This is a genomic window from Ruegeria sp. AB11, from assembly GCF_056536325.1.
In genome coordinates, this window is sequence record NZ_JBQFJO010000001.1 from 1743453 (window position 1) to 1765615 (window position 22163).

20 protein-coding genes are annotated in these 22163 nt (G+C 59.0%); 10 read left to right on the plus strand and 10 right to left on the minus strand.

Annotated elements, in window-relative coordinates; all coding sequences use genetic code 11:
* Nucleotides 1-77: 77 nt before the first annotated feature.
* Complete coding sequence (locus tag ACR3EJ_RS08800; protein WP_170541522.1) at nt 78-1148, plus strand: SMP-30/gluconolactonase/LRE family protein; 1071 nt, start codon at nt 78-80, stop codon at nt 1146-1148.
* Nucleotides 1149-1215: 67 nt separating this feature from the next.
* Complete coding sequence (locus tag ACR3EJ_RS08805; protein WP_170473180.1) at nt 1216-1998, plus strand: crotonase/enoyl-CoA hydratase family protein; 783 nt, start codon at nt 1216-1218, stop codon at nt 1996-1998.
* Here ACR3EJ_RS08805 and ACR3EJ_RS08810 read toward each other — a convergent pair whose 3' ends face one another.
* From ACR3EJ_RS08810 to ACR3EJ_RS08825, 4 genes are all read right to left on the minus strand, one after another.
* A complete protein-coding gene (locus ACR3EJ_RS08810; protein WP_170541519.1) occupies nt 1999-2331 on the minus strand; it encodes a DnaJ family domain-containing protein in 333 nt (110 codons plus the stop codon).
* 39 nt (nt 2332-2370) lie between these two features.
* Nucleotides 2371-3534 carry a benzoate/H(+) symporter BenE family transporter gene (locus tag ACR3EJ_RS08815; RefSeq protein WP_480422916.1) on the minus strand — a complete coding sequence of 388 codons (1164 nt, stop codon included), beginning with the start codon at nt 3532-3534 and terminating at the stop codon, nt 2371-2373.
* A 140-nt stretch (nt 3535-3674) separates the two neighbouring features.
* On the minus strand, nt 3675-6836 hold the full coding sequence (locus ACR3EJ_RS08820) for a valine--tRNA ligase (RefSeq protein WP_170541515.1): 3162 nt from the start codon (nt 6834-6836) through the stop codon (nt 3675-3677).
* Between the two features lie 93 nt (nt 6837-6929).
* Complete coding sequence (locus tag ACR3EJ_RS08825; RefSeq protein ID WP_170541512.1) at nt 6930-7829, minus strand: phytanoyl-CoA dioxygenase family protein; 900 nt, start codon at nt 7827-7829, stop codon at nt 6930-6932.
* Nucleotides 7830-8005: 176 nt separating this feature from the next.
* Between ACR3EJ_RS08825 and ACR3EJ_RS08830 the strand changes: the two genes are divergently transcribed.
* Nucleotides 8006-10297: a xanthine dehydrogenase family protein molybdopterin-binding subunit gene (locus tag ACR3EJ_RS08830; protein WP_170541509.1), complete on the plus strand. Its 2292-nt coding sequence runs from the start codon at nt 8006-8008 to the stop codon at nt 10295-10297.
* The gene (locus ACR3EJ_RS08835) at nt 10275-11351 is read left to right on the plus strand and encodes a T6SS phospholipase effector Tle1-like catalytic domain-containing protein (RefSeq protein ID WP_170541504.1); all 1077 of its coding nucleotides are present in this window, start codon (nt 10275-10277) and stop codon (nt 11349-11351) included. Before ACR3EJ_RS08830 ends, ACR3EJ_RS08835 begins: the two co-directional genes overlap by 23 nt.
* Nucleotides 11352-11360: 9 nt before the next feature.
* Here ACR3EJ_RS08835 and ACR3EJ_RS08840 read toward each other — a convergent pair whose 3' ends face one another.
* Nucleotides 11361-12005: an NUDIX hydrolase gene (locus tag ACR3EJ_RS08840; protein ID WP_480422917.1), complete on the minus strand. Its 645-nt coding sequence runs from the start codon at nt 12003-12005 to the stop codon at nt 11361-11363.
* A 6-nt stretch (nt 12006-12011) separates the two neighbouring features.
* Complete coding sequence (locus ACR3EJ_RS08845) at nt 12012-12581, minus strand: GcrA family cell cycle regulator (RefSeq protein ID WP_170541501.1); 570 nt, start codon at nt 12579-12581, stop codon at nt 12012-12014.
* 125 nt (nt 12582-12706) lie between these two features.
* On the opposite strand from ACR3EJ_RS08845, the gene ACR3EJ_RS08850 reads away from it, so the two are divergent.
* Nucleotides 12707-13510, plus strand: coding sequence for an ABC transporter permease (locus tag ACR3EJ_RS08850; RefSeq protein WP_170541498.1), 804 nt, complete (start codon nt 12707-12709; stop codon nt 13508-13510).
* On the opposite strand, the gene ACR3EJ_RS08855 is transcribed toward ACR3EJ_RS08850, so the two are convergent.
* The gene (locus ACR3EJ_RS08855; RefSeq protein ID WP_170541495.1) at nt 13492-14382 is read right to left on the minus strand and encodes a DMT family transporter; all 891 of its coding nucleotides are present in this window, start codon (nt 14380-14382) and stop codon (nt 13492-13494) included. The two genes, ACR3EJ_RS08850 and ACR3EJ_RS08855, sit on opposite strands and share 19 nt — an antisense overlap.
* 294 nt (nt 14383-14676) lie before the next feature.
* On the opposite strand from ACR3EJ_RS08855, the gene ACR3EJ_RS08860 reads away from it, so the two are divergent.
* From ACR3EJ_RS08860 to ACR3EJ_RS08870, 3 genes are read left to right on the plus strand one after another with little or no spacing between them, the layout of a single operon-like run.
* On the plus strand, nt 14677-15864 hold the full coding sequence (locus tag ACR3EJ_RS08860; RefSeq protein WP_170541491.1) for an aspartate aminotransferase family protein: 1188 nt from the start codon (nt 14677-14679) through the stop codon (nt 15862-15864).
* Between the two features lie 27 nt (nt 15865-15891).
* Complete coding sequence (argF, locus tag ACR3EJ_RS08865) at nt 15892-16818, plus strand: ornithine carbamoyltransferase (protein WP_010441714.1); 927 nt, start codon at nt 15892-15894, stop codon at nt 16816-16818.
* Between the two features lie 56 nt (nt 16819-16874).
* Nucleotides 16875-17219 (plus strand): 5-carboxymethyl-2-hydroxymuconate Delta-isomerase, encoded by a 345-nt coding sequence (locus ACR3EJ_RS08870; protein ID WP_170541488.1) that lies wholly within the window; start codon nt 16875-16877, stop codon nt 17217-17219.
* Nucleotides 17220-17246: 27 nt separating this feature from the next.
* On the opposite strand, the gene ACR3EJ_RS08875 is transcribed toward ACR3EJ_RS08870, so the two are convergent.
* Nucleotides 17247-17816, minus strand: coding sequence for a ferric reductase-like transmembrane domain-containing protein (locus ACR3EJ_RS08875; protein ID WP_480422918.1), 570 nt, complete (start codon nt 17814-17816; stop codon nt 17247-17249).
* Nucleotides 17817-17849: 33 nt separating this feature from the next.
* A complete protein-coding gene (locus tag ACR3EJ_RS08880; protein WP_170541482.1) occupies nt 17850-18338 on the minus strand; it encodes a peptidase associated/transthyretin-like domain-containing protein in 489 nt (162 codons plus the stop codon).
* A gap of 276 nt (nt 18339-18614) precedes the next feature.
* Between ACR3EJ_RS08880 and ACR3EJ_RS08885 the strand changes: the two genes are divergently transcribed.
* Nucleotides 18615-19580 carry a pirin family protein gene (locus tag ACR3EJ_RS08885; protein WP_170541479.1) on the plus strand — a complete coding sequence of 322 codons (966 nt, stop codon included), beginning with the start codon at nt 18615-18617 and terminating at the stop codon, nt 19578-19580.
* A 64-nt stretch (nt 19581-19644) separates the two neighbouring features.
* A complete protein-coding gene (locus ACR3EJ_RS08890; RefSeq protein WP_170703343.1) occupies nt 19645-20652 on the plus strand; it encodes a 2-dehydropantoate 2-reductase in 1008 nt (335 codons plus the stop codon).
* Here ACR3EJ_RS08890 and ACR3EJ_RS08895 read toward each other — a convergent pair.
* A complete protein-coding gene (locus ACR3EJ_RS08895; RefSeq protein WP_170541473.1) occupies nt 20621-22099 on the minus strand; it encodes an inorganic phosphate transporter in 1479 nt (492 codons plus the stop codon). The two genes, ACR3EJ_RS08890 and ACR3EJ_RS08895, sit on opposite strands and share 32 nt — an antisense overlap.
* Between the last annotated feature and the right edge of the window lie 64 nt (nt 22100-22163).

The window sequence follows — 22163 nt, forward strand, 5'->3', positions numbered from 1 at the left end:
AACCGCCGCAGTGGGGCAAGCCTTGCACGCAGATGCAATCACAGTCAGTGTGCCCGCAACCGCAGTTCGGAGGCGTTATGCGTTATATACTGGCACTTGTCCTTATCGGTCTTGCCTATCTCGTGTTCTGGCCGGTCCCGGTTGACCCAGTGGCCTACGAGCCACCCGAACCGCCCGGATTCACGGGCGATTTTGCCGAAAACAACTATCTCGACACAGCGCAGTTGATCTCGCTACCGGCGGGGGAGATTGGCCCAGAAGACATCGCAGTGATGCCAGACGACGCAGTTTATACCACCGGCCAATCCGGCGCCCTCTACCGCATCGACGGTGACCAGCCGGCCGAGGTCGATCAACTTGGCGGCCGCCCCCTGGGTCTGCGGGCGGGACCAGATGGCGCGATTTATATCGCCGACAGCTTTCGAGGGCTGATGCGCTGGGCCGGGCCCGGAACGCTGGAAACACTGGTCTCCGAGATCGATGGCGCGCCTATCATCTATGCCAACAACCTCGACGTGGCACAGGACGGCACGGTCTATTTCTCGAACTCCTCAAACCGGTTCGATCCTGAAACCATGGGCGGCACCAAACCCACCTCGGTCATGACGATCTGGGAGCAATCGCCAACCGGCTATGTGGCACGTTATTCGCCTGACGGCACTGCCGAAAAAATCGCCGAAGGGTTCGTCTACACCAACGGCATTGCCCTTTCACCGGATGAAGATTTCCTGCTGATTGCCGAGACGGGTCGGGCAAGGGTGCACAAGCTGTGGCTGGTCGGCCCCAAAGCCGGAGCACAAGAGGTTCTTTTGGATAACCTGCCGGGTTATCCGGACAACATCAAAGCGCAAGGTGACGGCACCTATTGGATGGCATTCGCCAGCCCGCGCGTGCCCGCGGAAAAGCTGATGCCCTATCCCTTCCTACGCAAGGTGATCTGGCGGTTGGGACCCAAGGTGCGCCCCGCGCCGATCCACCGCGGTATGCTGGTGCAGTTTGATGGTGACGGAATCATCCTGCGTACGCTGCAAGACCCCCAAGGGCGGCTGGGCATCACCACTGCGGGCCAGGCGGCTGGCGACCAGTTCTATGTAATGACACTGGACTCTCCTTGGTTTGGTCGGATGCCGATCGCCGATTTGCCCTGACGTCGTTGTAGCGCTGCTTGCCTCTTACTGGCATGCTTAACGCAACAAAGAACGCACCGGAGGTCCCATGTCCCGCGTATCCGTCGAATACAAAGATCACATCGCCCATGTCACGCTGACTCGCGGCGACAAGATGAACGCTTTGGACGATGCGATGATCAAGGCGATCCTCTCGGCTGGGCAAGAGGTCGCCGCCGCCGATATCCGGGCGGTGGTGCTGTCGGGAGAGGGCAAAAGCTTCTGTGCCGGGCTCGATATGGCCAGCTTTGCCAGCATGGCCCAAACAGACCCGACCGAATGGCTGATGACCCGCAGCCACGAAGATGCCAATGAGTTGCAGGAGATTGCCCTGATCTGGCGGCGTGTCCCGGTCCCGGTAATCTGCGCCATTCAGGGCGTGGCCTATGGCGGTGGCCTGCAGATCGCGCTGGGTGCGGATATCCGCATCGCGCACCCCGAGGCCAAGCTGTCTGTGATGGAGATGAAATGGGGTCTCATTCCCGACATGGGCGGGATGGTGCTGCTGCCTGAGCTTGTTCGCTCGGACGTTCTGCGCCTTCTGACTTATACCGCCCGTCCGATCGGTGCGCCGCAGGCCGCAGACTGGGGACTAGTGACGAAACTCTCGGATGACCCGCTGACCGAGGCACTTGCGCTGGCCGAGGATATCGCGGGCAAAAGCCCCTCGGCCATCCGTGCCGCCAAGCGTCTGATCGATGTGGCCGAAACCCGAGACCGCGCACATGTTTTGATGGCCGAATCCTCAGAGCAGGTCGACCTGATTGGAAAGCCAGATCAGATGGAGGTTGTCATGGCGCAGATGCAGGGCCGCAAGCCCGAGTTCAAGTAGTCACCGCATAAAACTGCGTCGCGCATCGCGGGCCATATTGTATCGCATCTCCAGATCGGCGATGCGGGACATCGCCGACTTGCGCTCTTCGGGATCCGTCAGAACAGCGTAATCCTTGCGTGCCGCGTCGAGCTGTTTCTTGATGCTGAACTCTTCCGGCAGAACCCCGGCCTGCGCCATGATCCGGTGACCAGCGGCAATGGCAGGATCACCTTGCGCCTCACTTGAACGGTCAGGAAGCGGCGCACCTTCGCCTTCAAGCCCCTGTAACTGGCCCTCGGCCTGTGCCTTCTTAATCTGGCGTTCCACCAGTTTTCCAAGCGATCCGAACATGTTTGTATTCTACTGCCTGTGACAGTCGGGCGAAAGGGATTACCGCACTCTGTTTGTCACGAAATACGCTATTCCGCCGGCCAAAAGCCCCCAGACCGCCGCACCCAATCCAAAGACCGTGATACCAGAGGCGGTGATGACCAAGGTCAGAATGGCCGCCTCGCGCTCGGCAGGGATATCCAACGCGGCATGCATGGCGTTGGCCATGACCCCGATCAGAGCAACCCCTGCCAGAGTACCCATCAGCAATGGGTTGGCATGGGCAGCAAAGCTTGTGATTGCCACCGCAAAGACGCCGAACAGGCAGTAAAACACGCCCCCCATTACGGCGGACCAATAGCGCTGCGCCGGGTCAGGATGGCTGTCCTCATTGGAACACATCGCCGCGGTGATCGCAGCCAGACAGGTTGCGGGCGCTCCAAAGGGGGCCGAGAGCATGCTTGCGCCACCGACGGATGAAAACAACCGGCCGGGAACTGGATCGAAGCCAAAGCTGCGCATCACAGCGACGCCGGGAATGTTCTGTGTCGCCATCGTGACGATAAACAGCGGTACGCCGATTCCGATGGCAGACGCGACCGAGAAGGATGGCATGGTCCAGACCGGAGCAGCGATCAGACGATCTGGCATCAATTGAGCATCTCCGGCGTTCAGCGACACAATGATAGCCGCTGCGACCACAGCTGCCGGAACCGCGATCAACCGATTGAAGCGGCCCGTAATAAACCATGTTAGGATTACCGGCAACGCCTGCCATGGGATCTCGACCGCCGCTTTGAATGGTACAAGGCAAAGCGGCAAGAGCACGCCTGCCAGCATCGCTTGCGCCAGAGTGATTGGGATTGCTGCAGCCAACCGACCAAGCGGTTTCCACAGCCCTGCCAGAACGGTCAGGGCTCCGGCGCAAAGGAATGCGCCGATTGCGCCTGAAAACCCTTCGGTCGGTGTAGCAGACACAGCCAGCAGCGCGACACCTGGCGTGGACCAGGCAACGCTGATTGGTAGCTTGTGAAACAGGCTCAACACAATGGCGGCCAGCCCCATAGCGATGGCTGCACTCATCAGGCCCGAGGCGGCTTCCTGCGATGAGGCTCCCATCGCGTTCAGCCCCTGCAACACAATTGGGAATGAGCTGAAGAACCCGACGATGGCCACGACCAGCCCTGTCGAAACGGTCTGCATTGGGGGAAATGCGCGTGTCATCCTGTCCTCGACTATAACCACCCGCACTTGCTAACAATCACAAGCTGCTGCGAACAAGGTGAAATACGTCATTGCACAGTAAAAACCCGCCGGGAGAACGGCGGGCTTTTGAACTTTGAGTGCTTATGAAAAGTAGAGGATCAGGCGATCTCGGCCAGACGTGCAAGCGCCTCGTTCAGCTTGGCTTCTTCTTCCTCACGGGCTGCAAGGTTGGCTTTGGCTTCAGCAACAACCTCTTCCGGAGCCGAAGCCACGAATTTGGGGTTGTTCAATCGCCCGCGCAGACCACCAAGCTCTTTTACTAGCTTGCCCATGGCTTTCTCCAGCCGTTCCTTTTCCGCGCCGATATCGATGATGTCCGCCAGCGGCAGGCCAAAGCTCGCACCTGGGGCAGCAATCGAGATGGTCCCCTTGGGCAATTCATCGGCCTTGGTCAGGCTGTCGATCCGCGCAAGACGCTTGATCAGCGCTTCATTGCGGTCCCATGCAGCCTGCCCGTGGGCGTCGATCTCGGTCACCAGCATAGGGACATAAAGGCCTGCTGGAACACGCATCTGCGCCCGTGCCGAACGGGTGTTTTCGATAACCGAGATCACCCAGTTCATCTCACGATCCGCATCGGCATCCACCAAGTCAGCGGCAGAATAGCTCGGCCAGTCGGCGTGAACGACCATCTTGGCGCGGCTGCCTGTCAGGCCCCACAGCTCTTCGGTGATGAAGGGCATGATCGGATGGAGCAGGACCATGCACTGATCCAGAACCCAACGCATGGTGGCGCGGGTTTCGGCCTGCGCTTCTGCATCGTCGCCTTGCAGCAGCGGCTTGGACAACTCCACATACCAGTCGCAGACCTTGCCCCAGACAAAGGCATAAAGCCCGTTCGCCGCGTCGTTGAAGCGATAGCTTTCCAGCGCCGCGTCGACCTCTTCCCGTACGCGTGCGGTTTCGCCAATGATCCAGCGGTTAACGGCGGCTTTGGGTTTCAGATCAGCCACATCCAGTTGCGGGACGCTGTCGGTGAAGACCTCGTTCATCTCGGCAAAGCGGACGGCATTCCAAAGCTTGGTGCCGAAGTTGCGATAGCCGGTGATGCGCTCTTTGGACAGTTTCAGCACGCCGCCAATCGCCGCCATTGAGGCGTTGGTGAACCGCAGAGCGTCGGCGCCGAATTCGTCCACGATCTCAAGCGGGTCGATGACGTTGCCGGTGGTCTTGGACATCTTCTTGCCCTTCTCGTCGCGGACGAGTTGGTGCAGGTAAACGGTGTGGAATGGGATTTGATCGACCACGGCCAGTTGCATCATCATCATTCGGGCGACCCAGAAGAACAGGATGTCGAAGCCGGTGATCAGAACGTCCGTAGGGAAGTAACGCTCCAGCTCTTCGGTCTTCTCGGGCCAGCCCAGCGTGCCGATGGGCCAGAGGCCGGAGGAGAACCAGGTGTCGAGGACATCGGGATCGCGCCAGACCGGATACACCAGCTTGGTCGGGTCCTGTTCGACTGCGTACTGAGCAAGGCTTTCAGCGAATTGATGGATGGCCGCATGCTTGTCGGCGACCTCAATAACGGTCGCATGGCTCAGCGGGCTGGGGATATTGGCATTGTCGTCCAGGAATTTATCGACAACAGCATCAAAGTTGGGCGCACATTCCATGACGTTGCCACGGTGGAGCATGCCGCCTTCGTTTAGCAGACGTCCCAATTCGACTAGATCAAGGTCGCCGTCGTTTTCGTCGTCCTTGAAGTTCTCAGCCGATAGATCAAGGCCATACCAAACCGGAATCTGATGTCCCCACCATAGCTGGCGAGAGATGCACCACGGTTCGATGTTTTCCAACCAATGGTAATACGTCTTTTCACCGGACTCGGGGATGATCTTGACGGTGCCGTCCTTGACCGCATCCAGTGCAGGGCCAACGACCTTTTCAGCATCGACGAACCACTGATCGGTCAGCATCGGCTCGATCACGACTTTTGAGCGGTCGCCGAATGGCTGCATGATTGGTTTGGATTCGACCAGCGGAACGGTTTTGTCCGCGCCTTCGTGGTCCGGCTTCAGCGCGGTCGATCCCAGACGCGGGTCATCAGCACGGGTCATGACAGCCAGACCTTCGCTGGTGATCTCGTCGATCACTTTGGCGCGCGCCTCGAACCGGTCCAATCCGCGCAGGTGGTCGGGAACAAGGTTGATCGCGTCGATCTCACCTTCGGTAAAGGACTGACCGCGTGCGTATTGACCGGCTTTGTACGCCTCATTCGCGTAAGGTGCGCCATCGGCCCGCATGTGCCCGCTTGTATCCATCAGGCGATACAGCGGTATGCCACCACGTTTGGCGACCTGATAGTCGTTGAAATCATGCGCGCCAGTGATCTTCACCGCGCCCGAGCCAAATTCGGGGTCGGGGTAATCATCGGTGATGATCGGAATCTGACGGCGGTGTTCTTTCGGACCAACCGGGATTTCGCAAAGCTTGCCGACGATGGGGGCGTACCGTTCGTCCGAGGGATGAACCGCAACCGCGCCATCACCCAGCATGGTTTCGGGGCGCGTTGTGGCGATCGAGATGTAATCGCGCTCTTCCTCAAGCACTACGTTCTCGTCTTCGTCCTTCTCGACGTAAGTGTATGTCTCGCCCCCGGCCAGCGGGTATTTGAAGTGCCACATGTGGCCGGCGACTTCGATATTCTCGACTTCCAAGTCCGAAATGGCAGTTTCGAAATGCGGATCCCAGTTGACCAGCCGCTTACCGCGATAGATCAGGCCTTTTTCGTACATCTCGACGAAGACCTTGATGACCGCGTCGTGAAAATTCGCAGAATTTTCGTGTCCGGTACGCGGATCGCGCGGCGCGCCAGCCATGGTGAAAGCATTGCGCGACCAATCACAGGACGACCCCAGTCGTTTCAACTGTTCGATGATCGTGCCGCCGTATTCGCCTTTCCATTCCCAGACCTTGTCCAGAAATGCCTCACGCCCTAGTTCGCGCCGACCAGGTTGCTGAGTGGCCGCCAGCATCTTTTCGACCTGCATCTGCGTGGCGATACCAGCGTGGTCCTGACCGGGCTGCCACAGAGTGTCGAAGCCGCGCATCCGGTGCCAACGGGTCAGAATATCCTGCAACGTGTTGTTGAACGCATGGCCCACATGCAAGGCGCCCGTCACGTTGGGCGGCGGGATCATGATGGTAAAGCTCTCGTCGCGCGATTTGTTCGCGCCTGCCTTGAAGGCTCCGGCCTGTTCCCAGGCCTGATAGATGCGGGCCTCGGCCTCGGCCGCGTTGAATGTCTTTTCCATCGCCATGGGATGCGTCCTGCGTCAACAAATTCGGGTCAGCGCCTGCAATAGCGAATGGACGCGGGAAGGGGAAGGCCCTGCGCGGCAGTCGGGCCCGTCTCAGCCCGGATTCGATGGGGCCTGATCGTAAAGCTGCAGTTTCTCGCTGGCCCCCTGGGCCATCGCTTTGGCCTGATCGGCGCGAATGCGCGCGTGAAGGTCCAGAGCGTCTTGTGCAAACAATTCCTTCGGCGCCGGGATGTGAATGAAATTCCCCACCCGGTCTTCGCCGCGCGCCAGAATGGCGTAGTCACGGTCGGCGACCTTTTGCTGCGCGTTGGGGTTGAGATAGCGGATGGCCAGACCGATCCGACGATCATCCGACGCGTTTGGACCTGATCCGTGGATCGTCAGCCCGTGATGCAGTGACATCTGACCGGGCTGTAGCTCGATATGCGTCTTGTCCTCATCTGCAACGTCCACTGCAACTTCCTGCCCACGCGACAGCAGGTTGTTGTCGGAAAACGTATCATTATGCGGCAGGATCGGATTCTTGTGGCTGGCTTTCACAAAATCCATGCAACCGCTTTCGACTGTTGCGGGGGACAGGGCGATCCATGCGGTCAACTGGTCCGAGGTTTCACCCATCCCCCAATAGGTCAGGTCCTGATGCATGCCCACCACCTGCGTCGTACGCGGTTCCTTGATGAACAGTTCAGCCGACCACAGCAGCAGATCGGGACCCAGCACACCTTCGACCACGTCCAGAACGCGCGGGTCCAGAGCAATGCGCGTGGCCAGAGGCATCACCACATGCGCGTTGATGCGTTTGTACATGTTCAATGGCAGTGGCAGGTCCGCCTCGCGCCAATTGGCTTCGACATCTTCCAACTCGGCACGGAACCCAGCGGCTTCTGCGGCAGAGAACACGGGGATCGGAAAGATAAACCCCTCATCCCAATAGGCCTCGACAGCTTGGCTCTTCAATCGGCCATTCGTCAGCTTGATTTCTGTGGTCACGGGAACCTCCGCAAGACTGAATATGGGTTCAGCCTAGGCGTGCCCAAGTTGGGCGCGCAACGCGGTTTCCAGACATGAATGTCGCTTTCAGACCGCGCGCAGGGAAATTTTCAGCCTCTGGACAAGGAGCAGCTTCACGCTAGGGTCGCGCATTCAGGCAGCCAAAGGATCATCCCATGGAAAAATTCGGCAAAAGCCAGCCCGTCAAACGAACCGAAGATCAGCGGTTTCTGACCGGGCAGGGGCGGTACATGGATGATGCGGTGCCCGAGAATGCCCTGTTTGCTGCTTTCTTTCGAAGCTCTGTGGCGCATGCCACGATAACTGCGCTGGACCTTGAAGAGGCGCGTGCGGCTGATGGGGTGCGTCTGGTTATGGCACTCGAGCATCTGACCGATGCCGGGATCGATACAGTGATGAATGCCACGACGGTTGCCAACCGCGACGGCACTCAAGGCGCAGCGTCCGAACGGAACATGTTGGCCAAGGATCGCGTGCGTTTCGTCGGGGAACCCGTTGCGGTCGTCATTGCCGACTCATTGTTGCAGGCGCGCGATGCAGTCGAATTGATCTGGATGGAAACCGAAGACCTGCCGGTCAAGACGGATGTCGCTGCGGGTGGGGAACCTTTGCATCCACAAGCCCCCGACAACCGCGCCTTTGACTGGGGGTTGGGTGATGAAGAGGCGACCAATGTGGCCTTTCAGGCAGCAGCGCATAGCGTTGCGCTGAGCGTTCATGACAACCGGGTCATTGTGAGTTCGATCGAACCGCGCGGCTGTCAGGCCGATTGGTCAGATGGCCGTTTGCATTTCTCCTATGGCGGGCAGGGCGTCTGGGGGATGAAAGCGCAACTGGCACATAAGTTGAAACTGGATCCCGAGGCGATCCGCGTCACCACACCCGATGTCGGCGGCGGGTTCGGTATGAAGGCGATGCCTTATCCCGAATATTTCACCATTGCTGTAGCTGCTATGAAACTGGGCCAGCCCGTTCACTGGATGTCGGACCGGTCCGAAGCGATGCTGTCCGATCAACATGGCCGTGACCTGACCTCGCTGGCGGAACTTGCATTTGATGCGGATCACAAGATCACCGCATACCGGGTCCACAGCAAGATCAACCTTGGTGCCTATAACAGCCACTTCGCGCAGGCCATCCAAACCCAATTGTTCAGCCGCGTTCTGATGGGCGTCTACGATGTGCAAACCACCTATTTGCGGGTCGAGGGCTTCTACACCAATACCACGCAGGTTGATGCCTACCGCGGCGCAGGTCGACCCGAGGCGATCTATGTGCTGGAACGCGCCATGGACCGTGCTGCGCGTGAGTTGGGCGTCGACCCGTGGGAACTGCGGCGCAAGAACTTCATTCGGCCCGAGGCTTTCCCCTACAAGACCGCAACCGGTGAAACCTATGATGTGGGTGAGTTCGACATGGTCCTCAGCCGCGCCGCCGAGCAGACCACCGGCTTTGAGGCCCGCAAGGCGGCGGATGCCGAAAACGGCCTGATCCGGGGGCAGGGGCTTTGTTACTATATCGAAAGTATTTTGGGGGATCCTTCCGAGGGGGCAAAGGTCGAGTTTTGCGAGGATGGAACGGTGAACCTCTATGTCGGCACGCAGTCCAACGGGCAGGGGCATGAAACAGTCTATGCCCAGTTCCTGTCAGATCAAACGGGCATTCCGGCGCACCTGATCAATGTTGTGCAAGGCGACACGGACAGGCTGGCGCAAGGTGGCGGGACTGGCGGGTCACGCTCGGTCACGACCCAAAGCAACGCGACACTGGTGACGGTTGATACGATGATTGCCGCATTCACGCCCTATCTTGCGGATAAGATGGGGGTCGAGGAAAGCGATGTGACCTTCGACCATGAAACCTTCCGCGCGCCGGGGTCCAACCTGACCCCCACGCTGACCGAGGCGGCTGAGATGGCGCGCGCAGACGGGCGCACCGATCTGTTGCAACACGAGGCGCGCGCCAAGTTAGAGGCGCGCAGCTATCCCAACGGCGCACATGTTGCTGAAGTTGTTATTGATTCTTTCACTGGTGAAACATGGGTCGATCGCTACACGGTCGTGGATGATTTCGGTAACCTTATCAATCCGATGCTCGCCGAAGGGCAAGTGCATGGAGGAGTGGTGCAGGGCATCGGTCAGGCGCTGAATGAACATGTTGTGCATGATGCCGAGGGGCAACTGCTCACGGCATCGTTCATGGACTACTCCTTGCCCCGTGCGGCGGGGATACCCATGATAGAGTTTATCTCGGTGCCAATTCCATCAACCGCCAACCCGATGGGGATGAAAGGCTGTGGCGAGGCCGGCACCGTGGGCGCATTGGCCGCTGTGGCAAACGCGGTTCAGGATGCGCTCTGGGATCACGGTGTGCGGCAGGCGGATATGCCTTTCACACCTCATAGAGTTTGGGAATTGTTGACGCATGGTTCTGTCGCGGCTGAGTAGAAAGGTACTGGGATGGCTCGGGCGGCCTCTGCGGTCCGAGCACTCGGCCGAAACACGCCATCGCGAACCGATCAGCCATGTCATCATCCTTGATGGCACCATGTCGACACTTGTACCGGGTTATGAAACTCACGCCGGCCAGACTCTGCGTCTGTGCTGCGAGATGGGCAGTAAGGTTTCGGTCTTCTACGAATCAGGTGTGCAGTGGGAAAGCTGGAAGTCCACTATGGATGTGATGATGGGCCGGGGCATCAATCGCCAGATCCGCCGCGCCTACGGCTACCTCGCATCTCGCTATAAGCCCGGCGACAAGATCTTTTTCATCGGCTATTCACGCGGCGCTTACGGGGTGCGCAGCCTTGCGGGCGTGATTGACGCGATCGGGCTGCTCAAGGCCGAACACGCCACGGTTCGCAATATCAAGCAGGCCTACCGACATTACGAATGCACCGCCAACGGCAAGGCGGCGGCTGAATTCCGGCAAGCCTTCTGTCACGAGGATGTCGCCATCGAGATGGTCGGTGTCTGGGATACGGTCAAAGCGCTGGGCCTGCGCCTGCCGCTGCTCTGGCGCTGGGCCGAGGAACGCCACGCCTTCCACAACCACCGGCTTGGCCCCGCCACCCGCCACGGTTATCACGCCATGGGTCTGGACGAGACTCGCGAGGTGTTCGAGCCGGTATTGTGGAAATGTACCCCCGATTTTAAGGGCCATATCGAGCAGGTCTGGTTCCGCGGCACCCACGGCGATGTCGGAGGTCAGCTGAACGGTTTTGAGGAGGCCCGCCCCCTCAGCAACATCTCGCTGATTTGGATGCTGGACAAGGCCGAGCTGCACGGCCTGCCCCTGCCCGAAGGGTGGCGCGACCGTTTCCCCACCGACCCCCACGCCCGTTCGGTCGGCACGTGGCGCGGCTGGGGCAAGATTTTCTTGCTGCGTAAGCATCGCAGAGTGGGACGTGACCGGTCAGAGAAGCTGCATGTTTCGGTCTCACCCGATGAACTGCCCCGATGGGTGCCGATGCCGAATTTGCCATCGCATCCGGCGCAGTAAAGCACAGCACTAATCGAAAATTGCCTGCTGCGTCTTGTTCCGATGCGCCTTGAAGGCTTCGGTGATATCCGCAGAAATTACCCTGTTCAGTGATAGTTGCGGCAACGCTCCCTCGGCAAAGTAATCAACATCATCTGTTTCTAATCCAGATGCTGGGTCTGCCTCGTCAATCTGTGTGCACAGAAAGAAAATCTTATAAAAATCCTTTGGACTTGGAGGATATGGATGGCGCGCTTTGTGCCGCAGGGCAAAGATGCGATCCGCTTTCACACGCAGCCCGGCTTCTTCCCAAACCTCGCGCTCAATGTTTTCCGCCGGAGAGCTTCCGATATCCGCAAATCCACCGGGCATCGTCCATCTCCCGTCTCGGCGCTCGCGCACCAGCAGAATACGATCATTCCGGATAATCGCACCCCGAACGTCGACACTGGGTGTCGCATACCCACCAGAGTGCTCCGTGATCAGCCCGTCAATATGTGCTAGAGGAACGCGACCCAGATCAGCCAACATTTCGCAGGCCATACTTGCGATCTCGTCGTAGCGCTCGCGCTCAAACGGGTCCTTGGTAAAGTGCTGGCCGGTTTCAGCCAGCGCCAAAAGCCGCTTTGCTCGGGTCAGCCAGATATCCTCCATCGCTGTCGGATTCTGGCGCATCGGATATTACCGCCGACGATCCCGACGCGAGCTCATCGGCTGGAACGCCACGCCCACATGCGCCTCGCAATAAGGTTTGCCCGCCTCAACTGGCAGGCCGCAGAACCAGAAATCCTCGGTCGCGGGGTCGCCGACGGGCCATTTGCAGGTTTTCTCGGTCAGCTCCATCAAGGTCAGCTTCTTGGCTTTCTTCTCAACCTCGTTGACCTTCGCCAGCGCCTCGGGGCTGATCTCGTTCGCTGAGGGCTGCGGTGGCAACGGCTGACCGGCCGGAATGATTTGGCGGCGAGCAGGGATAGCGGGTTTCGCTTCCGGAGCAGGCGCCGGGCGGGCCGGTTCTGTTTTGGGTGCCGGTTTTGGCTTGGCCTCGGCCTTGGGCGCGGGCGCCGGTTTTTCCTTGGGCTCGGTCTTTGCCGGGCTGGCGCCGGTTGCACGGTTCGACAGACCCAGACGGTGAACCTTACCGATCACCGCGTTGCGGGTCACGCCGCCCAGTTCCTTGGCGATCTGGCTGGCCGACTGGCCCTCGCCCCACATCTTTTTCAGCAGCTCTACACGCTCGTCAGTCCAGGACATCATTTGCCTTTCAAAAGCGGAAAGCGGCCCCGGATTCGGGCCGCCTTGGGAATTCGTCTCAGCCCCCTATTCTAAACACTGCGGCCCGAGTTACAAGCGGTCTTCGAATCAGGTATGGGGCAGACATGCAGAATCTCATGGATCAGGACGCGCGCCGCTTTGGCGCGGTGAATTGGATGGGCCTCTATACGCTGGCGCAGCGCGAAACCCTGCGGTTTTTGGCGGTGTGGACGCAGACCTTACTAGCCCCGCTGGTGACTGCCGGTTTATTCCTGCTGATCTTCAACATTGCCATCGGCCCCAGCCGGTCTGACGTGATGGGGGTGCCGTTCCTGACCTTTCTGGCCCCCGGCATCATGATGATGACGGTGATCCAGAACGCCTTTGCCAATACTTCGTCCTCGATGGTGATCGCCAAGGTGCAGGGCAATATCGTGGATACGCTGATGCCGCCGCTGTCACCGCTGGAAATCCTGCTGGGTTATCTGGCTGGCGGCATCGTTCGCGGTATCCTGATCGCCCTTGTCGTTGCAACTGCAATGGCGCTGGTTCTGGGTATCGTGCCGAAAAACCCGTTGATCGCACTGACCTTCGTGGTTCTGGGCGGGGCTTTCATGGGCGCTCTGGGCCTTTTTGCCGGCATATTTGCCAATAAGTTCGATCAGATGGCTGCGATTACTAACTTTATCGTCACGCCACTGGCCTTCCTGTCGGGCACTTTCTATTCGGTCGAGGCCCTGCCGCCGGTGCTGAACCGGCTCAGCCATGTGAACCCGGTCTTCTACCTGATCGACGGGTTGCGATATGGCATGATTGGTGTCTCTGACAGTTCGCCTTGGCTGGGGATGTTGATTTGCACGAGCGCGACTTTGCTGGTTGGCGCGCTGACCTGGCAAATGTTGCGTACCGGCTATCGGCTCAAGGCCTGACGCTGTCGCGCCTCACGCCAGACCAGGATTAGGCCACCAGTTAGGACGATGGCCGATCCGATCATGCTGACGCTGTCCGGGACAACCTGAAACACAGCGAAATCATAAAACGCGGCGAATATCAGCGTGGCATAGCTGATCGGCGCCACAAAGGACGCATCCGCCCGCGCCATTCCGTTGACGAAACAGGCCTGAGCGCAGGCCATCAACACGCCGATCGCCGCCAAGGCCGCCCATTGCTGCGGGGTCGGCATTTGGAACACAAAGCTGACCGCAACCGTTGCAATGGTCAGCCCCATCGCATTGTTGACCAGCAAGATCTGAATTGGAATTTCGCGGCCAGAGAGTTTATTGATGAAAATCAGCTCCATCCCAATCACTGCTGCCGCGGTTAAGGCTAGCAAGGCGGCGGGTTGAAAACTCGCGGGTGTTGGGCGCAACAGTACCAGTGCACCGATCAGCGCTACAATGGCTGCCATCCAGCGCCACGGACCGACGCCTTCTTTCAGCAGCGGGATCGCCAGCACCATCGCAAAGACCGGGTTCAGGAAGGATATTGCCGTCGCATCCGCAATAGGGATGGACGCAACCGAGGCGAACATCAACGTAATCCCAAGCCAGCCAAAACTCGTCCGCCCGACATGAAGGCCCCAATGGACACGCCCGAGGCGCGGGCGCAGGAATCCTACGGTCGTGACGATCACCAGAAAGGCGAACAAGAACCGCCCGTGGCTAATCTGCATTGGATTCAGCGCAGGCCCAAGAACATCTGTGCCCAGCGCCTTGGCTAGTAATGTGGTGCCTGCCAGAATGGCGCTGGCCACAAGAATCAACAGGGCCGCAAGGGCAGGGTTCTGGCGTATCGGAGTCATGGCCCACCCGTGCGTTAGCGCAGGACAAATGGCAAGCAGCAAATCCCGGTCTCAGAATGATTTTTGCCTTATTCGCAAAAACGGGGTTTTCAGACTAAACGTACACCGCTATACGACCCGCCATGATCAAAGCCGCACATATCCTGCGCCTCCGACGCCGGCGCTCTACCGCGTAACCGGCCCGTTTGATCTATTTGCGCTGTCTAAATCCGCGCAATCCCCACCAAATCAGTTGACGACCATGGCCCCAGTGTATCACTCACAGGGCTCAACCTATTCGAAAAGGATGATCCGATGATCCCGTCCGTTCTGCCGACTTATAATCGTGCGCCCCTGACATTTGTGAAGGGCGAAGGCGCCTGGCTGACCGAGGCGGATGGCCGACGTTTTCTGGACCTTGGCGCGGGCATCGCGGTGAACGCGCTGGGCCATGCGCATCCAGCGCTGGTGGCCGCGCTGACCGAGCAGGCGCATGCGCTGTGGCATGTCTCGAACCTCTACAACATCCCGCAGCAGCAGGCGTTGGCGGACAAACTGGTCGAACATACCTTTGCCGACACGGTGTTCTTCACCAATTCGGGCACGGAATCCTGCGAACTGGCTGTGAAAATGGCTCGCAAGTATTTCTATGACAAAGGTCAGGCCGAAAAGGTCGAGATCATCACCTTCGATGGCTCATTCCACGGCCGTTCCTCAGCAGGCATCGCCGCCGCAGGGTCTGAGAAGATGACCAAAGGCTTTGGCCCGCTGCTGCCCGGCTTCGTGCACCTGACATTCGGAGATCTCGATGGCGTCACCAATGCGATCAACGAAAATACTGCCGCGATCCTGATCGAGCCGGTTCAGGGCGAAGGCGGCATTCGCCCAGTCCCCGACGCCGAGCTTAAGGCTCTGCGCCAGATTTGCGATGACAACGGCCTCTTGCTAATCCTCGACGAAGTTCAGTGTGGCGTGGGCCGCACCGGCAAGCTTTTCGCCCATGAATGGGCCGGTATCACACCGGATATCATGATGGTCGCCAAGGGTATCGGCGGCGGCTTTCCTCTGGGTGCTGTTCTGGCCACTGAAGAGGCCGCCAGCGGCATGACCGCAGGCACCCACGGATCGACCTATGGGGGCAATCCCCTCGGTTGCGCCGTCGGCTGCGCAGTAATCGATCAGGTCGCGACACCCGCTTTCCTCGAAGGTGTCAACCGCAAGGCAGGCCTGTTGCGCCAGAAACTCGAAGGCCTGATCGCCGATCACCCCGAGGTGTTCGAAGAGGTGCGCGGTTCCGGTCTGATGCTCGGTCTGAAATGCAAGCCGACCAATATCGACGTGGTCAACGCAGGCTATGACAATGAGGTCATCACCGTTCCTGCTGCCGACAATGTGATCCGCTTGCTGCCTCCGCTAACCCTGACTGAGGATGATATCGCCCAGGCCATGATCCGCCTCGACAAGGCTGCGGCGCAAGTTGAAAACGCAATGGCTTCGGCCTGAATGTGCCTGATTGAAAAGCGAAATAAAATGAACCACTTCCTTGATATCCACAAAACCGACGCAACCGCCTTGCGGGGCATGATCGATCAGGCTGGTGCCATGAAACAGGCCCGTCTTGGCCGTCCCAAAGCCGCGCCGGATGATGAGCAGCCGCTGAAGGATCGCATGGTGGCTCTGATCTTCGAAAAGCCCTCAACCCGCACCCGCGTATCCTTTGACGTGGGCGTGCGCCAGATGGGCGGGCAGACCATGGTGCTGTCGGGCAAGGACATGCAGCTGGGTCACGGCGAAACCATTGCCGACACGGCCCGCGTGCTGTCGCGCTATGTCGACATGATCATGATCCGGACCTTTGATGAAACCATCCTGACCGAGATGGCGGAATATTCGGACGTGCCCGTGATCAACGGCCTGACCGACCGCACCCATCCCTGCCAGATCATGGCCGACGTGCTGACTTTCGAGGAACATCGCGGTCCGATCAAAGGCAAAAAGGTCGTCTGGACTGGTGATGGCAACAATGTCTGCGCCTCTTTCCTGCATGCTGCCGGTCAATTCGGGTTCGATTTCACCTTCACCGGCCCGGCCCAGCTAGACCCGGAAGAAGAGTTCATGGGGCTCGCCCGCCAGCAGGGCTCGAAGGTCGTGATCGAACGGGACCCGCACAAAGCGGTTGAGGGCGCCGATCTGGTGGTCGCCGATACCTGGGTGTCGATGCACGACAGCCAGTCCGCCAAGGAGCGCCGCCACAACATGCTACGCCCCTATCAGGTCAACGCCGAGCTGATGGCGCATGCCAAACCCGACGCGCTGTTTATGCACTGTCTGCCCGCCCACCGCGAGGAGGAGGCCACCTCAGAAGTCATGGATGGCCCGAACTCGGTGATCTTCGATGAGGCCGAGAACCGTCTGCATGCGCAAAAGGCGGTCATGCGCTGGTGCCTGGGCGTCTGAGATTCACAGAAAGTACCGAGAGAGCCACATGGCTCTCTCAAATCACGGAGCTTCCCATGCCGCACGTCACTCTCGAATTTTCTGCTGGTCTTGAACAGTCTCATGATTTTCAAACCATCTGCGAACAGCTTTACACCGTTCTCGCCGGGCATGAAGAGTTTGACCCGCCAACGCTCAAAATCCGCGCCACCCCGGTTCCGTTTTCTCATATTGGGACCGAACCGCAGACCTTCATCCATGCCATGCTTTTGCTGATGCAGGGCCGGGATGAGGCGACGCGAGCCGAGTTGAATGCTATCATCATGAATGTTCTGGCCGAGGCTGCGCCCACGGTCGGCAGCATCACCGTGCAAGATGTCGAAATGAACCGCACCACATATGCCAAGCGCCTATCAGCCTGATGCAACCCCGGCACGCGCATGCGGCGTCTAGGCGCGCTGTTTCACATCCCAAACCCGCAATCTGACAAGCGTTGCGAGGCTCGCCAGAACCACCAGAACGCACAATGCGAACTTGGTCATGATCTCCATCGTGCCCTCAATCAGCAGTGCGTGAATGACGCTACCTAGAATCGTCACTATGGCCAACCCTGCATGGCCCATGCGCCAGACCCGAAACCGCAAGCTTAGTCGTTGCCGTAAAACCCCCATTGCCGCTGCCGCAAAACCCGCCCACATGGCGGTGACTCCCCATGTTGAAAAAGGTGTTGCAGACACAAAAAGCAATGCGTCCACGACGTCAGGCGGGCTTGTGATCCACAAGCCGATCACATGGATCACAATGCTTACGACAAGGACCAAGCCACACCGCCTGTGCCAATGGCGACTGTTAACCGGAGAAAGCCCGGGCAACCAACGCCCGGCCAACAAGGGTTGCAGCAGAAGAAGGCACATCCCGATGATGCCCGCAAAACCGGCGAGGATGTAAATCGGCTCACGCCACGCCAGATACGGGCTGAAAGCCGCTGCTATGACCGGTATAAGAAGTGTGGCAACCAATGCCGCCCAGATCGCAGCTTGCCTTAACACCCGTCAGACAGGCTGCAAGACAAAATGTGCGGCAAGGGTCTTGTCCTTCGCGCTCGACATCACTGGGCGCAGGAATACCGTCTCAAATTCACCGCTGTCATAGGCCAAATGCCCGTGTGGTTGACCAAAGGCGGGCACAATCTGAGGCATTTCCAACCGGAACTCTCCGTTCGCATCGGTGAGTGTCGCCCCATGGCTGCGCTGATCGCGTTCATGCCCTTCGGTTGTATGGGCCCAGATCTGGATGCGTTGACCGGGCAGGGGGGCTCCGTCACCCGCACGCCGCACGGTGCCGGTCATCCAAAACCCGCCACCGCCGATTCGCTCCACGATCGGCGCGCCGGGTCGATAATTGTTCGACCCGCCCCGCATCGACGGTGTCGGCGCAAGACCAGAGGCGTGCGCAGGTGTGATTACGCCGGTCAAACCGGCTACAATTGTGCCAACCCCTGTCGCAATTAACTTACGGCGATTGATTTCGAGTCGAGTCATTGCATCCACTCCTGTCGGCTGAACCTCGTCTTTGACCGGCTTCCCTGATCCGGCGACACCCGATTTCTAAGGATAGCACGATTGTTTATGATTCCGAGAGTCGGCGAAGGTGAGCTTCAGGTGCTCCGTTCCACGCCTTGGTGAGTAACCGCAAGTCGTTCCAAGGACTTCACGATCATTGTGCGAAAATGCACTTTTCTTGCGATATTTTTCCAATACATTCAGCATTGGCAAACATGAACGCGTCTTATGGGACCGAAAAAACGGAGATCAGGAATGAGTTGGAACCCCACCCATAACCCCGAATGCGCCTCCGAAAAAGATGCTCTCGAAACCTTGATCATCCCACGTGCCCGAGATCTCGGCGGGTTCGAGGTGCGCCGCGCGCTGCCCTCGGTCAAGCGTCAGCTCGTTGGCCCATTCATCTTCTTTGACCAGATGGGTCCTGCCGAATTCATCACCGAGGGTGGCATTGATGTTCGCCCGCATCCTCATATCGGGCTGGGCACCGTAACCTATCTGTATCAGGGAGAGTTCGAACATCGCGACAGCCTCGGCACCCATCAGATGATTCACCCCGGTGAGGTCAACTGGATGGTCGCGGGCCGTGGTATAACTCATTCCGAACGCACGAGCGCAGAAACGCGCGGCAATCGTCACAACCTGTTCGGCATCCAGACCTGGCTCGCGCTGCCAGAAGCCCATGAGGACATGGCCCCTGACTTCGAGCATCACAAGCAGGGCGCGCTGCCCCATATCGAAGACAAGGGTGTCAGCGCTCGCCTGATCCTTGGTGCCGCCTATGGTGAAACCAGCCCGGTGACCATGTTGTCCGAGACCTTCTATGTCGACGTGCAACTGGACCCCGGCGCATCTTTCCCATTGCCCGACGATCACGAGGATCGGGGTGTTTATGTCACGCAAGGCTCGGTCGAGGTAGCCGGTGATACCTTTGACGAAGGGCGTATGATGGTGTTTAGGCCCGGTGACAAGCTCTCGGTCAGGGCGGGGCCTTTGGGTGCGCGATTGATGCTGCTGGGCGGCGCAACCCTGAGCGAGGATCGCTACATCTGGTGGAATTTCGTCTCGTCCTCAAAGGAAAAGATCGAAACCGCAACGCGCGAATGGAACACCGCCGACTGGGCCAACGGTGCGTTCCATCTTCCGCCCGGAGACGATCAGGAGTTCATTACCATCCCAGACGAGCTTGAACGTACCCGGCCACGGTTGGCGCGTGTATGACTTGACGTCACTCTGGCGCCACTGAACCATCCCGGTGATCATTGGGCCACAGCGGAGGAGTTCAATGAGAATCGTCATCGCGGGCGCAGGCAGCATAGGCTGTTATTGCGGTGCATTGTTGGCAGATGCGGGCCACGCAGTCACGCTGCTGGGCCGCGCCCGCGTGCTGCAGCCGATCCGCGATCAGGGACTGACCGTCACCGATTTCGCAGATCTGGACTGCCATGTGCCCACCGCGAAATTGATGCTCAGCGAAGATCCCGCCTGTCTAGTGGGCGCTGAATTGGTCATCGTCACGGTTAAATCCGGCGCAACAGCCGAGATGGCAGCGTTGATTGCGGCGCACGCGCCGGCGAATGCCCCGGTTCTGTCCTGGCAAAACGGGCTGGAAAACGCCCGCGGACTACGTGCGGTCCTTGACGGCCGCGACGTGCGGGCCGGAATGGTGCCCTTTAATGTGGTGCCAACCAATACCGCGTCCTATCATCGCGCCACTTCCGGCGATATCGTCATCGAACAAGGTCCGGGTGATCTCGCCCGACATCTCAGCGCCCCGGATTTGCCCGTCACCGAAAGCGACCGGATCGAGGCGGTGCAATGGGGCAAACTGGTGATCAATCTCAACAATGCACTGAACGCGTTATCAGGTCTGACCCTGCAAAACCAACTGCTTGATCGAAGCTGGCGTTGCTTGATGGCCGATCAAATGGCCGAGGCTTTGCGCGTTTTGAAAGCCGCGGGAAACGAAGTCGCCTCAACGACGCCACTGCCAGCATGGACGACCCCGCATCTACTGCGGTTGCCAACACCAATCTTTTCGCGGATTGCAGCAAAGATGCTTACCATCGACCCCAACGCGCGTACCTCGATGGCCTACGATCTGATGGAGGGTCGCCCGACCGAAATCGACAGTCTGCAAGGCGAAATCATCAAGCTCGGGCAAATTCACGCGATTCCAACCCCGATCAACAGCCACATCTGCGGCCTTATTCATCAAGCACCGCGCGGGCCACTTGCGGTCGATCAGGTAATACCCCCGATCAACCAAATGCGGTCAGTAGCCAGAAGATAACTGCCGACAGGGCTGCGGCTGCAGGAACCGTAATTACCCACGCAGCTACGATCGTCATAAAATGGGATCGCCGTACCAACTTACGCCGCCGACGTTCTTCCCGTGCAAGACGCAGTTCAGCGGGTCGTTGCAGGTTCGAATATTTCCAGCGCCGTTCTGCATGCCATTCCCGATAGAACCCCACGCCAAACACGGCCCCAACTGCGATATGGGTTGAGCTGACGGGTAAGCCCAGCCAACTGGCTACGATAACTGTAATCGCTGCTGAAAGCGCAACACAGAACGCGCGCATCGGGTTCAATTTGGTGATCTGGCTGCCTACCATGCGGATCAGCTTGGGCCCAAACAGGAACAAACCGAAAGAGATGCCAAAGGCTCCGATTACCATGACCCATGTCGGGATTGACACTTTCGATGCAAAATCTCCGAATTCGGCGGCATGGACGATCGCGGCCAGCGGGCCCACCGCATTGGCCACATCGTTTGCGCCATGGGCGAAGCTCAAAAACCCTGCGGAGATCACCAATGGCAAACCAAACAGCGTTTTCAACGACCGGGTTCTGTTCTCAAGGCCTTCGGATTTCCGTCGCACCCAAGGCACGGTCGCGGCCCAGATCAATCCGCCCGAGGCCAGCCCGATCAGCAGGGCGAACTCAATATCGATTTTGACGATGCGTTTCAGGCCCTTGACCGAAAGGTAGGTGGCAAAAGCCCCGGCCATCACGGCGACCAGAATGGGAACCCAGCGACGTGCAGCTGCGATTTTATCGTCCTGGTATTGAATCTTGTGTTTGATCAGCGCCAGAAATCCCGCAGCGATCACGCCACCCAACACGGGTGAGATAACCCAGCTCGCGGCAATTGCGCTCATCGTGCCCCAGCTTACGGCACCAAGCCCGGCAGCAGCAATGCCGGCGCCCATAACGCCCCCTACGACCGAATGCGTGGTTGAAACAGGCGCGCCCACCCAGGTGGCTAGGTTTACCCACAACGCGGAAGATATCAGTGCGGCCATCATCGCCCAAATGAAGACATCACTGTTTTGCACCGACATTGGATCGATGATCCCTTTGGAGATGGTCGAAACCACGTCTCCACCCGCGAGCAATGCGCCAGCACTTTCGGCAATTGCGGCGATCAGAATCGCGCCCCCCATTGTCAGTGCATTTGCACCAACCGCCGGTCCCATGTTGTTGGCGACGTCGTTGGCCCCGATGTTGATCGCCATATAGGCCCCGAAGGCTGCAGCGGCGACAACGATTAATCCGCCATCGGCGCGACCAAACATAACTGCGGCGGCCAAACCTGCCAGAGCGATAAAGACGAGCGCGATACCGGGCGCCAGCAGCGGGCGCGCCACATGTGCATTGGCATACTCAAGACGAGAAATGCGGTGGAGGTCGCTGTCGAGCGCGTGCCAGCGAGCTTTGGGTGGTAGATCAGACATCGGTTTTCACAGGCCGTTCGATTTGACGCCCGCCGCTACCCTGTTCCGTCGAAAGCGGCAACCT